The organism is Bacillus sp. GC_Bacil_1, from assembly GCF_026540675.1.
Lineage (GTDB): Bacteria > Bacillota > Bacilli > Bacillales > Bacillaceae_G > Bacillus_A > Bacillus_A cereus.
This window is the reverse complement of sequence record NZ_JALNUG010000005.1, coordinates 176,373-190,343: the sequence shown is the minus strand read 5'-3', so window position 1 is coordinate 190,343 and position 13,971 is coordinate 176,373. Positions and strand designations below refer to the sequence as shown.

Here is a 13,971-nt window from a genome sequence, read left to right as displayed (position 1 = left end):
TGTTAAAAAATGTTTTTTCCTGCTATGAAAATAAATATTTTATAATGATATATAGATAGTTATATGTTATTCTTTTCCTTGATTGTATTGGAAATGGAAAGAGGGGAAATACATGTTAGAAGTAAATATCCGCTCAGCTGGATATGAAATAGGCGAAGAAACAATTCATAATATAGCTTTTTCTATCGAAAAAGGTGAACTAGTTGCTCTTATTGGAGCAAATGGTGCTGGGAAGAGTACGACGATAAAAACGATGCTCGGATTACTTGTAAATATGGACGGTGAAATATCATTCGGTGAAAAGAAAAATCCGTATGCATACGTGCCAGAACATCCAACATACTATGATTACTTGACGCTCTGGGAACATATTGAATTATTAATGGCTGCTCGTGGAAGTGAAATGGGAAGCTGGGAAGAACGAGCGGAACAATTATTACATACTTTTCGAATGGATAAGCATAAACATGAGTATTTATCAAAGTTTTCAAAAGGTATGAAACAAAAATCGATGCTAATATTGGCGTTTTTAACTGAGCCAGATTTTTATATCATTGATGAACCCTTTATCGGTTTAGATCCAGTAGCTACGAAAGAGTTTTTAAGTTATTTATATAAAGAAAAAGAGCGCGGGGCAGGAATTTTACTTTGTACGCACGTATTAGATACTGCTGAAAAAATTTGCGAAAGATTTTTACTCATTTCACAAGGTACATTAGTCGCAGATGGACATTTAGAATCTATTCAAATATTAGCGGAAATGCCGGGTAGTTCATTATTAGACTGCTTTGATGTAATTGTAAGGCGTGAACAACATGATTAAACAACAATTTTATAAGAGATTACGCCATGAACTCCAGCGGAAATGGAAGTCTATACGTTCAGTAACAGATTGGACAGTTGCATTATATATTATTATTCCAGCACTTATACTTATGGGAATTTATTATCGATCGCTATGGATGGGAAATTTATCAATGGAAGAGACGATTTATTTCGGATTAGGATTACTCGTATTTTATCTAATAACATATCCGAGAGGAGTTCGTTCGTTTTTTGAACAAGCGGATAGTTTATTTTTAATTTCATATCCAAATCATATGCGAAAATTAGTCCAGTACGGCATGATGTACACATTTGTTCGAATAGCGATAACGAATGTAATAGTAGTTGTTATTATGTTACCAGTGTTGATGAAAAGTATCGGAGTAACAGAGATACAAGTCGTATTATTTTGGGTATTCTTTACTGTGTTTCGACTTATGCTGTCGTTGTTGACGAGATTTATACATATACGTGTCGGGAAACGATGGGTTTTATGGATTATAAAAAATGTAATATTTTCTATGAGCTTATCCTTTTTTGGAATGAGTCTATTTTTCACTTATAAAAATCCATTTTATTCAATTCTATTTATCGGTCTAGTAATTTTCTTAAGTATTGTATTAGTAAAAGAGAAAATGAATTATAAAAGTTCCTTTTTTAAAGAAGTTGAGAAAGAAAAAGAGGAAAGTATGCGCTGGACGAGCGGAATTATGCAAGTTGGTGGTCATGCAGCTAAACCGAGTAGTTCGAATAAAAAACCGTGGATGTTCCCCCGTTCTAAAAGACTATTAGGGAAAAAAGCTGATGCTCGTATTGTCGAATCTTTTTTGAAAGAGTTTTTCCGTACAAGTACTGCACGAATATTTTATATTCAAATTGTATGTATCAGTACTGCAAGTATAATTATGACTCCTAGGTGGATTGCAGCTATTGTTCTCGTATTTGCTGTAGTTGCAATTTCTCGCTATGCACGTGATTATTGGAATGAATTTACGAATAAGATGTTTCTTCATTTATATTGTGATGAAGGGAACTTACTTTTGTTAAGATGGAAGGCAAATCGTTATTTACTACTACCAGCAATACTTTTGTATGGAATAGTTATACTTGCCCAGTTTTATTTATTGCCAGCTGTGATTGGTGGCATTATTTTTATTTTATTAATTGTATGGATTGTATTTTTACCATTAAAAAAGAGCCATTGACGGCTCTTTTTCTAGTCTGTAACACATTGATAAATAAAATATACTAAAACGAGTATGCTTGCGGCGGAATACATGACATCTAAAGTCATCTGATCGCCTCCTTATTATTGTTGTATTTATATTGTATGAAACCTTACAATTTCATATTCAAGTGAAAAATATGTGAACGTTAACAAAATTGTAAAGTGCAAAAATTACAATCATTTTGTATAATAGAAGAAACCACCGTTATATAAAAAAATAATGAGTGAAAGGGGAGGGAACATAAATGCCAAATTGGTTTAGAAAAACCTTAGTCGCATTAATTACCGTATTTACATTTGGTTTAGTGACGCCTCCTTCCATATTACTTGATAATGCCAAAGCTGCGGACAAGCCTACGAGCACAGCTGGGCAACAAAGTTTGGAGAGCACGTCCTATACATATGAAGAAACGAATGACAGGTTAACCACCGATACTTTTATTACTTATGCAATGCAAGAAGCAGAAAAGCAGTCGATGCAAAAGTTTGGTACTAAAATTGGTCCAGTAATTGAAGATGAGTTTAAAGATGTAATATTACCGAAAATTGAAGAGGCAATTGCTGAGCTTGCTAGTGATGTACCAGAAGATTCACTACAATCATTAGCGATTTCTCAAAAACCAGCTGGTGGAAATAATGAAAAGATTTTTCACGTCTACGATACGAAATCAGGAAATGATTTATTGCGTTTCCATGTAAGAAGAGATCATCCGCCGCAAGATGGTTATTATTTTAATTTCCATTATCACCGTTTTGATGATGGATACTCTGGACATCATGAGTTAGGAAATATTTATTGGAATACGAATGTACCGCCGAAATGGTTGTCTTAAAAAGAACAAGAGAAAATCTTGTTCTTTTTTATTTTTATAGAAGGGACAGACAACTATGTTGTTGAATAACATAGGTTTAGAAAAAAGAAGCAAAAGGAGTATGGAGATGCAAAAATATATTGTTTTTGACTTTGATGGCACATTAGTAGATTCACAAAATATATTTGTACCGATTTATAATCAACTTGCTGAAAAACATGGGTATAAAGCAGTAAAGGAAGACGAAATTGAACATTTACGTAAATTAACGATGACAGAGAGATGTAAACAACTCGATGTACCACTGTATAAATTACCGATATTAGCTTTGGAATTTTATAAATTGTATCAGCCTGCTATAAAAAATCTTGTTTTATTTCATGGGATGAAGGATGTATTAGATGAACTACATAAAACAGGATACGGTATTGCGGTCATATCATCTAACTCAGAAGAGCATATTCGGGCGTTTTTGCACAATAATGGTATCGAAAATATTCAAGAAGTGTATTGTTCTAAAAATTTGTTTGGTAAAGATAAAATGATAAAAAGATTTTTAAAATCGAAAAAGATAACAGAGCAAGATATGTTATACATTGGTGATGAACAGCGAGATGTAGCAGCTTGTAAAAAGGCTGGGGTGAATGTAATTTGGGTATCTTGGGGATATGATGTTATTGAAACAGTGAAAAAAGACGCACCCGATTATATGGTTCATAAGCCGATGGAAATTGTGCAAGTAGTACAAGGAGTGTATTCATCATATTGAATTTTGAGTAGCAAATTTAGAGGAATCCATTTCTTATTATGATAAGTTGTTTCCGATAATTGGATGGAGAAAGTTAAATGAAGTAGCATATAGCACGGGAGAAAGTGAAATATACTTTAAAGAAGTAGATGAGGAAATCGTAAGGACGTTAGGTCCTAGACATATTTGTTATCAAGCTATTCATAGAGAAGTAGTTGATGAAGTAGCAGATTTTCTTTCTAGTACGAAAGTGAAGGTAATACGTGGTCCAATTGAAATGAATCATTATTCAAAAAGGTACTATACGATTGATTTTTACGATTCGAATGGATTTATTGTAGAAGTAGCCTATACACCAAATGCAGAAATGTAAGGGGAATAGATATGAAGATAATTACAGCACGGCAAAACAATATACAAATTGTAAAAGATGTAGCGAATATTGAAGAAATTTCTAAAGGTTTCTCTCCAGATAAGAAATATGTAATTACGAATGCAAATAATGAAAAATATTTATTTCGGACAGGAGATATAAAAGAGTATGAAAGAAAGAAAATAGAGTTTCAAATTTTAAATGAAATGGTAAAACGTAACGTACAGGCACAAAGGCCAATTGAAATAGGTATATTGGAAGAAGAAGGTGTATGCTATAGTATTTTTTCATATTTAGAAGGGGAAGATGCGAAGAAGCTATTGCCTACGTATTCACCAAAAGAACAATATGATATTGGCATAGAGGCAGGAAAAGATTTAGCAAAAATGCATACATATGAAGCTCCTAATGATATACTTCCATGGCATGAAAGAGCAATGAAAAAACATAGTAAATATTTAGAAGCATACAAAACATGCGGAATAAAAATAAAAAATGATGATAAGATTATTAAGTTTATAGATGAAAATGAAATGTATGTAAAGGATCGCCCAAATCGATTTCAACACGATGATTTTCATTTAGAAAATATAATTGTACGGGATGGGAAATATGTAGGTGTAGTTGATTTTAATGGTTATGACTGGGGCGATCCACTGCATGATTTCGTGAAAATTGCACTATTTGCAAGGGACATTAGTATTCCGTATTCAATCGGACAAATAGAAGGATACTTTAATAGGAGAATACCAGAGGAGTTCTGGAAATTATATGCGGTGTACGTTGGCATGACAGTTTTCTCATCAGTTGTCTGGACATTAAGAGCAGCACCACATATGTTGGATGATACGTTAGAGCGTCTTACTATTGTATTGGAAGATCATAAAAACTTTGAGTTATCAAAACCAAGTTGGTTTCAACCAGATAAGATTGATATGAAATAGAAAAGGTAGGTGTGATTTGCACCTACCTTTATTTTTTACCATCAAAATAATTATTTAATTTTCTTAAATGTAAGCGGCTGTGTACTTAACATAGCAGGTACATGTAACTGAAGGGATGGGAATTCACCACGTACATTCATTTCATAAGCGAATAATAAGCTCATTTTCATTTGGAATAAGTCAACTTTTGTAGAGAAGATGTCGTAATGATGATGCCCTAATTGAATATCCATTTCCATAAATTGTACATATAACGAATCATCTCGTTTGTATACTTGTAATGTTCCGTATGCAGGATGTTCAAAAGTACCAGTATAATCCTCTAACTTGTGCGAAGGTGTAGTCCCTTTAATTTGTTCAGGGAGGGATTCAGTTGCTTCTTTCATCATTTCCTTCATTTTTTTAGTATCTTCTACAGCACGTTTATGCCAATCAATGGATTCTAATTCAAGTAGTTCGTCATAAATTTGATTAGCGAGATAAGTAGGAAGTAATGTTCCTCCAGCATTCGTTAAAATGACAAGGCCTATGTTTTCTGTTGGTATAAATGAAACAAGCGCTGAAAATCCATCGATATTACCGCCATGATGAATCACTTTTTTACCACGATAAGCGCTAATAAACCAACCAAGACCGTAACTATTTAATGGAGATTCAGGGAGTGATAAAACCGGTTGGTCTGGAATTGAATTGTGTGGTGTATACATTTGTTGTAATAATTCAGAGGAGATTAATTCATGATCTCCAAATTTTCCTTCATTTAAGTGGAGAAGTACCCAATTTGCCATATCTTCAATTGTGGAATTAATACACCCAGCAGCGCCAACTGTATCGATGTTACGGAATGGAACTGCTTTTATTTCACCGTCATTTTCAATGTAAGGTAAAGCATAATCATCTGTAGTTTGTGAATCGTTAACAGAGAAGTTTGTATGTCTCATATTTAAAGGTTCTAAAATATGTTCTGTAGTGTATTGCTCCCACGTTTGATTTGTAATGTTTTCAACAATGTAGCTAATTGTTGCATACATTAAGTTGTTATATAGAAATGCAGTCCGGAACGGTGCATCAAGTGGTAAATGTTTTATTTTTTCAACGAGATCTTTTCGAGATAAGGAAGAACTATACCAAAGAGCCTCATGACGACTCACTCCAGTTCGATGAGAAGCTAAATCCAGTCCTGTAACTTGTGAGCTAGCAAGTAGTTCAGATAAAGTAAAGTTAGGTATATAAGACTGGATAGGGGTATCCCAATTAAACTTTTTTTGCTGTGCTAACAAGCTTAATGAAAGTGTGCCAAATGCTTTTGTTGAGGAACCGATTGCGAACCGGGTATTCGGTGTAACAGCCTCTTTTGTTTCTATATTACGATAGCCGAAACCTTCTGAAATAATAACTTCACCGTCTTTTATAACAGCGACAGCAGCACCAGGAACATTTAAATCCTTCATCATTTTTTCAACCGCTGTTTGTAAAGAAGTCATAACAGGCGTTTCAATTTTAGACATACTTCTAACCTCCAAATATAAATTTTGTTCTACCGCACTATACTTTCGGTAATAGAAAATGAAAACCTTTTTAAATTTGGAAAGTTAATAATTTTGTAAGAATTAGCGGAAGAAATTTTATTAATTAGGATTATTAAATTTACCATTTTTCATGTTATGATAAATTGCATATACGATTGAAAGAAGGTTTTCCTACATATGAAACATGCTGAAAATGAATACTTAAATTTATGCCGCCATGTAATGGAACATGGTACGAAGAAAGAAGATCGTACAGGGACAGGAACTGTATCTGTATTTGGATATCAAATGCGTTTTGATTTGAGTAAAGGATTTCCTTTATTAACGACAAAAAGAGTACCATTTCGCCTTGTAGCAAGTGAACTACTTTGGTTTATGAAAGGTGATACAAATATTCGCTATTTATTGCAGCATAATAATAATATTTGGAATGAATGGGCGTTTAAGAGCTGGGTAGAAAGTGATGAGTATACTGGTCCTGACATGACGGATTTTGGTCTTCGCTCACAACAAGATGAAGAATTTAAAGTACAGTACGATGAGCAGATGGAATTGTTTAAAAAGAACGTTTTAGAAGATGATGATTTCTCAAATAAATATGGTTATTTAGGAGACGTTTACGGTAAACAGTGGCGAGCTTGGAAAACGACAGCTGGTGAGACACTTGATCAATTAAAAGATGTAATTGAAATGATTAAAAAAACACCAGACTCACGTCGTTTAATCGTTTCTGCTTGGAATCCTGAAGACGTACCAAGTATGGCATTACCCCCTTGTCATACATTATTCCAGTTTTATGTAGCGGACGGAAAGCTTTCTTGTCAGCTATATCAAAGAAGTGGTGACATATTCCTTGGAATACCATTTAACATCGCAAGTTATTCACTACTAACACATTTAATTGCACACGAATGTGGTCTTGAAGTAGGGGAATTTGTTCATACAATTGGTGATGCACACATTTATACAAATCATTTTGAACAAGTAGAAAAGCAATTGGCACGTGAACCACGTCCGTTCCCGAAACTTACATTAAATCCAGATGTGAAATCTGTTTTCGATTTTGAAATGGAAGATTTAACGATTGAAGGATACGATCCGCATCCAGCAATTAAAGCACCGGTTGCAGTATAATTGTAGAGGAGATGAAAAAATGATTGTTTCATTTATGGTCGCAATGGACGAAAATAGAGTAATTGGTAAAGATAATAATTTACCTTGGCGTTTACCGAGTGAATTACAATACGTGAAGAAAACAACGATGGGTCACCCGCTTATTATGGGAAGAAAGAACTATGAAGCGATTGGTAGACCGCTGCCTGGAAGACGTAATATTATTGTAACTCGTAATGAAGGATATCACGTTGAAGGATGTGAAGTTGTTCATTCTGTAGAAGAAGTATTCGAACTATGTAAAAATGAAGAAGAGATTTTTATTTTTGGCGGAGCGCAAATCTACGATCTCTTTTTACCATACGTAGACAAGTTGTATATAACAAAAATTCATTATGCATTTGAAGGAGATACATTCTTCCCAGAAATGGATATGACAAATTGGAAAGAGATTTTTGTAGAAAAAGGTTTAACAGATGAAAAAAACCCGTATACGTATTATTACCACGTATATGAGAAACAACAATAATAAAGAAGATTGATGTGAGAATTTGCATCAATCTTTTTATTTATATTCACCAATATAAGTTTATAGATGAGATTCGATAGTGCTATAATGATAGGTAGCATGTAAAAATGCTAAAATTTTCAAAAGTACTAATATAGAAAGAGGAGGAGAATCGATTGAGAAAGATATGGGGGATTCTTTTTCTTTGCTTAACATTCATGTTAGTTGGATGTGGTAAAGAAGAAAAACCACAAGAAGCGTTTGATACATATGTAAAAGCGTGGAATAAACAAAAATTTGCAGATATGTATGATCAACTATCAAAAAATGCAAAAAAAGATATTTCAAAGAAAGAGTTTACTGAGAAATATGAAAAAATTTATTCTGGTATCGAAGTGAAAGACTTAAAGGTAGAAACAGGGGAAATAAAAGAAGATAAAAAAGATGAAGGCCCTGTTCCTTTTAAAGTAAGCATGGATACAGTTGGTGGTAAAATTACTTTTGGCCATGAAGCAAAAATGGTGAAAGAAAAAGATGGAGATAAAGAATCTTGGAAAATAGATTGGACTCCTGATTTTATTTTCCCTGGCATGACGAAAGATAGTAAAGTGCGTATGCAGACAACACAGCCAAAACGTGGTGAAATATACGATCGTAATGGAAAAGGTCTTGCAACGAATGGGAAAGCTTCTGAAATCGGATTGATTCCTGAAAAGTTAGGCGATACTGCTCCGCAAACGAAAGAAACAGTAGCGAAGTTATTAAATATGTCTGTAGAAGAAATTGATCAAAAATTAGCTGCTAAATGGGTAAAACCAGGGTATCTCGTACCAATTGGAATTTTGCCTGAAGGGGCAACGCAAAATACGTACATTGATTTACCAGGTGTTTCAACAAAACCTGTAAATGTTCGTACATATCCGTTAGGGGAAGCGGCAGCTCATCTGACTGGTTATATTGGAAAGGTAAATGCTGAAGATTTAAAAACGCTACAAAAGAAAGGCTATCAAGCTGATGACCCAGTTGGTAAAGCTGGATTAGAGCAAGTATTAGAGGAAAAGCTACGCGGTAAAAAAGGTGGCCGTGTCTTTGTAGAAGATGCGCAAGGAAAAGAAATTAAAAACTTGGCAAAAACAGATGCTGTTGATGGAGAAAATGTAACTTTAACTATTGATAGTGCTGTTCAAGAAAAAACGTATAATGAAATGAAGGGCGAAGCTGGTTCAAGTGCAGCAATCAATCCGAAAAGTGGAGAAACAATTGCACTAGTAAGTAGTCCAGCATATGATCCTAATTTAATTGCACGAGGAACATCGAAAGCGCAACGCGAAGCTTGGAATAATGATCCGAAAAAACCGATGACGAATCGCTTTACACAATTATCGGTACCGGGTTCTGTATTTAAACCAATTACAGCTGCAATTGGTCTTGAAACGAAAACAATCGATCCAAAAGAAGAGTTGAAAATTGAAGGATTAAAATGGACAAAAGATTCTTCTTGGGGTAATTATTATGTAACGCGTGTGAAAGATGCAAATCCGATTGATTTTGATAAGGCGATGAAATACTCGGATAATATTTACTTCGCACAAGAAGCTTTGAAAATCGGAAAAGACAAGTTTATGAGTGAAGCGAAAAAATTCGGATTCGATGAGAAACTACCAATTGAATATGGATTCCCTGCTTCTAAAATTGCAAATGACGGCATTAAAAATGATATTCAAATGGCTGATACAGGATATGGACAAGGTCAAGTATTAATGACTCCTCTTCATTTAGCTTTAACGTATGCGCCAATTGTAAATGATGGAACGATTCCATCACCGTATATTATTAAAACAGATAAACAACCAAAAGCTTGGAAAGAAAATGTAATTTCTAAAGGAAATCAGGATATATTAAAAACTGCTATGACGAAAGTAATTAATGATCCGGATGGTACAGGGAAAATTGCTAAAATTGATGGAATGACTCTTGCTGGAAAAACAGGTACAGCGGAATTAAAAGTATCAAAAGAGGCCGAAGGAAAAGAACTAGGCTGGTTCGCTGCATTTGATTTGAATGCGCCAGATATGGTCATTACAATGATGATTGAAGATGTAAAAGGTAGAGGTGGAAGTAACATTCCAGCTGAAAAAGTAAAACATGTTTTTCAAAAATAATATGTAATAAAAGGCTATCTCTATAATTTATAGAGGTAGCCTTTTTGTATGAGAAGTCTTAATATCTGTATACTAAATTTTAGAGAAACAAAATAAATCATTAACTTACGAAAAAAAAGTAGCTATTTTTTATTGACATTGAATAAAACTTTTTGTATTATACTTACATAAGGTAAGTTATTAACTTTTAAAAAACAAATCTTGAATTGAAGATAAAGAGAAAAAAGGGAGAGAATACAATGACAAAAGTACTATTTATCACAGCAAATCCAAATTCAGCAGAAGGTTCTTTCGGAATGGCAGTAGGGGAAGCTTTCATCGAGGCTTATAAAAACGAGCATCCACAAGACGAAGTTGTAACAATTGATCTATTCAATACTACTGTACCAGCAATCGATGCAGATGTATTTGCCGCTTGGGGTAAATTTGCAGCAGGTGAAGGCTTTGAAACTTTAACGGAAGCTCAACAACAAAAAGTAGCAGCAATGAACACAAACTTAGAAACATTTATGCATGCAGATCGTTATGTATTCGTAACTCCAATGTGGAACTTTAGCTATCCACCAGTAGTAAAAGCATACTTAGATAACGTAGCAATCGCAGGTAAAACATTCAAATATACTGAAAATGGTCCAGTCGGCTTATTAGAAGGTAAAAAAGCACTTCACATTCAAGCAACAGGTGGCGTATATTCTGAAGGAGCATACGCAGCTGTAGACTTCGGACGCAATCATTTAAAAACTGTATTAGGATTTGTCGGTGTAAATGATACTGATTATATTGCAGTTGAGGGTATGAATGCAAACCCTGAAAAAGCACAAGAAATTAAAGAAGCGGCAATTGCTAATGCTCGTGAATTAGCAAAACGTTTCTAATATAGAATGCTTAAAAAGTCCAAACACTTGCTGTTTGGACTTTTTTTCTTCTTTTTCCTTCGTTTGTCTAGTATAATGAAGGTCGGAATGATAATAGGTGGGGGTTCTGTATGATTCAAACGTTTTTTAAAATCTTTTATTTAATTTTAATTGTAATTGCGATTACACCGAGAATGTGGCGTCTTAAAAGACAAGTAAATACGATGGCGCCAAAAGAAAAAGATAATGCTGTGTATAAAACGACAAATTGGTTTGGTAAGAAAATGGTACGTGTAGCTGGAGGGACAGTAGAAGTGAAAGGGCTTGAAAATGTTCCGAAAGACAAGCCGGTACTAGTTGTAAGTAATCACCAAAGTAATATGGATATCCCTGTTTTACTAGGTTACTTAAATAAACCAATTGGATTCGTGTCAAAGGCAGAGATTAAAAAGTTCCCAGTTGTACCAACTTGGATGGAACTTATGAATTGTGTATTTATGGATCGTAGCGATCGTCGTCAATCTCTTAAAGCAATTAAAGATGGAATCGAACTATTAAAGAATGGACATTCTATCGTAATTTTCCCAGAAGGAACGAGAAGTAAAGGTGGCGAAGTTGGAGAGTTTAAGGCTGGTAGTTTCCATCTTGCAGTAAAATCAGGTGTAGCAATTTTACCTGTAACGTTAGATGGTACATATAAGATGTTTGAAGCGAATGGAAATCGTATGAAGTCAGCTCATGCAACAGTAACAATTTCTAAGCCGATTACACCTGAAGAGTATGCGAATATGGATATTAAAGAATTAACGAAGCATACACAGGAAGTTATCGCATCACAATTACATAAGTAATAAAAAAGGTTTCAGCTTATAGTAAGCTGAAACCTTTTTTATTATGCTGTAGGTAAGACATAAAAGAGTACACAGAAGAACATCATCGTACTACCACCTAAAACGAACAGGTGCCATATGGCATGGTTGAAAGGTAGCTTTTCCCAAAGGAAGAATATAGCTCCGACAGAATATAAAATTCCACCTGCTAAAAGTAGTGAAAAACCATGTCCAGTTAGATTTTCATAAAGTGGTTTAATAGCAACGATTATGAGCCAGCCCATAATGATGTAACATAAAGTTGATGCTTTTATAAAGCGACGTACAAAGAAGATTTTGAAGACGATACCTCCGATTGCAAGTGTCCAAATTATAGCAAGCAACGTCCATCCTAATGGGCCACGAAGTGTAATAAGTAGAAAAGGAGTATACGTGCCAGCAATCAATAAGTAAATGGCTGAATGATCTAAAATAGTAAATATTTTTTCTACTTTAGGATGATGAATGCTATGTAGCAATGTTGAAAACAAGTACAGTAAGAACATGCTTACACCATAAACAGTAAATGCGACTACAGCTGATGCGGTACCGTGCTTAGAAGCATGAATAATCAATATGATTAAGGCAGGGATGCTTAAAATGGCACCGATACCATGTGTAATTGCATTTGCAATTTCTTCTTTTACAAATTGGGTCATTCGTGTCATTTTTTCAGTCATAATGCAAATCCTTTCTACTATCATAAAATAATATGTCATTTCCCTTACCATATCATACACAAGAGCAATAGAAAATGAAATTTGTATAATTGATTATATTTTTGAATTTTTTTGACAAAAGGCAATGGATTTGTTGACGTTTTCAAACTTTTTTGACAAAATAAAATTATGTAATAGTAGGACAAGGAAACTACTAATAAAGGGGATGGGGAAATGTTTTCAAATATTGGCTTTCCAGGGTTAATTTTAATTTTAGTAGCAGTACTCATTTTATTTGGACCTAAAAAATTGCCGGAAATCGGGAAGGCTTTAGGGGAAACGTTAAAAGAGTTTAAAAAATCAACGAAAGAATTGACAGATGACGCATTTCAAGAAAAGGAAAAGAAAGAAAAACTGTAATGTATTTTCCTTGTAATGGATAAATAAAGTGTGGTGAACGAGATGGAAGATCGGGAAATGAGCGTAGTAGAACATATTGTTGAGCTTCGAAAAAGAGTAATATATACGGTGTTATCCTTTGTACTATTTTTAATTATTGGATTTACTTTTACAAAGGATATTTATTTTTGGCTTGTAAAAGATTTACCAATGAAATTAACTGTTCTCGGTCCAAGTGATGTATTGTGGATTTTTTTCTCGATTGCTACAGTATTTGCTATCGTTTGTACAATTCCTTTTGCTGCTATACAAATTTGGTTATTTGTAAAACCGGGTTTACATCCAAATGAACAAAAGATGACAATAATGTATATACCGGTATTGTCTATATTATTTATCGCAGGTTTATGTTTTGGATACTTTATTGTAATGCCGTTTCTATTTCACTTTTTAACTACTATAGGTAATGAAATGTTTAATACGATGTTTACGACAGAAAAGTATTTTCATTTTGTACTTAATTTAACAGTTCCATTTGCTGTGATTTTTGAATTGCCAGTCGTTGTAATGTTTTTAACTAGTATTGGAATACTTACGGCGGAATTTTTAATAACAATAAGAAGGTATGCTTACGTAGCGTTGATTATCATTGCATCTTGCATATCACCGCCTGACTTTTTATCTCATAGTTTAGTTGCGGTGCCGCTTATTTGTATTTATGAAGTAAGTATTGCTTTATCAAAGGTTGTTAGTAAGAGAAAAAAGAAAAGAGAAGAAATGCAGTCGAAAAGTGCCTCGTTATAAAGGCACTTTTTTATTTATTTGTTATACTATAGCTATAAACGTATACAATATATAGAAGAAAAAAATTATAGAATCTCCAAAATTTAGACAAACTTTGCGCTTTTATAAGCTTATACTAAATGTATTAAACAATTGATGGGTAAT

General features: G+C 33.8%; 14 protein-coding genes and 1 pseudogene. 13 read left to right on the top strand and 2 right to left on the bottom strand.

The window, feature by feature from the left end; translation table 11 throughout:
* The first annotated feature begins 112 nt into the window (after window positions 1-112).
* The 6 genes and pseudogenes from OXT04_RS10160 to OXT04_RS10135 all read left to right on the top strand — a co-directional run bounded on the left by OXT04_RS10160 (window position 113) and on the right by OXT04_RS10135 (window position 4,930).
* A complete protein-coding gene (locus OXT04_RS10160) occupies window positions 113-823 on the top strand; it encodes an ABC transporter ATP-binding protein (protein ID WP_267414256.1) in 711 nt (236 codons plus the stop codon).
* Window positions 816-2,030 carry an ABC transporter permease gene (locus OXT04_RS10155; protein ID WP_267414254.1) on the top strand — a complete coding sequence of 405 codons (1,215 nt, stop codon included), beginning with the start codon at window positions 816-818 and terminating at the stop codon, window positions 2,028-2,030. The genes OXT04_RS10160 and OXT04_RS10155 overlap by 8 nt, the downstream gene beginning before the upstream one ends.
* A 268-nt stretch (window positions 2,031-2,298) precedes the next feature.
* Window positions 2,299-2,886 carry a YpjP family protein gene (locus OXT04_RS10150; protein WP_001134421.1) on the top strand — a complete coding sequence of 196 codons (588 nt, stop codon included), beginning with the start codon at window positions 2,299-2,301 and terminating at the stop codon, window positions 2,884-2,886.
* Between the two features lie 106 nt (window positions 2,887-2,992).
* Window positions 2,993-3,634 (top strand): HAD family hydrolase, encoded by a 642-nt coding sequence (locus tag OXT04_RS10145; RefSeq protein WP_001174995.1) that lies wholly within the window; start codon window positions 2,993-2,995, stop codon window positions 3,632-3,634.
* Window positions 3,621-3,986, top strand: a pseudogene (locus OXT04_RS10140) (VOC family protein). Before OXT04_RS10145 ends, OXT04_RS10140 begins: the two are co-directional and overlap by 14 nt.
* Window positions 3,987-3,997: 11 nt before the next feature.
* Window positions 3,998-4,930, top strand: coding sequence for an aminoglycoside phosphotransferase family protein (locus OXT04_RS10135; protein ID WP_267414250.1), 933 nt, complete (start codon window positions 3,998-4,000; stop codon window positions 4,928-4,930).
* 50 nt (window positions 4,931-4,980) lie between these two features.
* Here OXT04_RS10135 and OXT04_RS10130 read toward each other — a convergent pair whose 3' ends face one another.
* Window positions 4,981-6,438, bottom strand: coding sequence for a serine hydrolase (locus OXT04_RS10130; RefSeq protein WP_097996668.1), 1,458 nt, complete (start codon window positions 6,436-6,438; stop codon window positions 4,981-4,983).
* Between the two features lie 198 nt (window positions 6,439-6,636).
* On the opposite strand from OXT04_RS10130, the gene OXT04_RS10125 reads away from it, so the two are divergent.
* The 5 genes from OXT04_RS10125 to OXT04_RS10105 all read left to right on the top strand — a co-directional run bounded on the left by OXT04_RS10125 (window position 6,637) and on the right by OXT04_RS10105 (window position 11,947).
* Complete coding sequence (locus OXT04_RS10125) at window positions 6,637-7,593, top strand: thymidylate synthase (protein WP_000679600.1); 957 nt, start codon at window positions 6,637-6,639, stop codon at window positions 7,591-7,593.
* A gap of 19 nt (window positions 7,594-7,612) precedes the next feature.
* The gene (locus OXT04_RS10120; RefSeq protein ID WP_000637207.1) at window positions 7,613-8,101 is read left to right on the top strand and encodes a dihydrofolate reductase; all 489 of its coding nucleotides are present in this window, start codon (window positions 7,613-7,615) and stop codon (window positions 8,099-8,101) included.
* Between the two features lie 155 nt (window positions 8,102-8,256).
* A complete protein-coding gene (pbpC, locus tag OXT04_RS10115) occupies window positions 8,257-10,242 on the top strand; it encodes a penicillin-binding protein 3 (RefSeq protein ID WP_001227231.1) in 1,986 nt (661 codons plus the stop codon).
* A gap of 239 nt (window positions 10,243-10,481) precedes the next feature.
* On the top strand, window positions 10,482-11,117 hold the full coding sequence (locus OXT04_RS10110) for an FMN-dependent NADH-azoreductase (protein WP_000170028.1): 636 nt from the start codon (window positions 10,482-10,484) through the stop codon (window positions 11,115-11,117).
* Between the two features lie 110 nt (window positions 11,118-11,227).
* The gene (locus OXT04_RS10105) at window positions 11,228-11,947 is read left to right on the top strand and encodes a lysophospholipid acyltransferase family protein (protein WP_000616582.1); all 720 of its coding nucleotides are present in this window, start codon (window positions 11,228-11,230) and stop codon (window positions 11,945-11,947) included.
* Between the two features lie 41 nt (window positions 11,948-11,988).
* Here OXT04_RS10105 and trhA read toward each other — a convergent pair whose 3' ends face one another.
* Window positions 11,989-12,645, bottom strand: coding sequence for a PAQR family membrane homeostasis protein TrhA (gene trhA / locus OXT04_RS10100; protein ID WP_000136890.1), 657 nt, complete (start codon window positions 12,643-12,645; stop codon window positions 11,989-11,991).
* A gap of 213 nt (window positions 12,646-12,858) precedes the next feature.
* Here trhA and OXT04_RS10095 point away from each other — a divergent pair, with 213 nt between their 5' ends.
* Window positions 12,859-13,044: a twin-arginine translocase TatA/TatE family subunit gene (locus tag OXT04_RS10095; protein WP_000492442.1), complete on the top strand. Its 186-nt coding sequence runs from the start codon at window positions 12,859-12,861 to the stop codon at window positions 13,042-13,044.
* 42 nt (window positions 13,045-13,086) lie between these two features.
* Window positions 13,087-13,827, top strand: coding sequence for a twin-arginine translocase subunit TatC (gene tatC, locus OXT04_RS10090; protein ID WP_023521829.1), 741 nt, complete (start codon window positions 13,087-13,089; stop codon window positions 13,825-13,827).
* Window positions 13,828-13,971 lie beyond the last annotated feature (144 nt).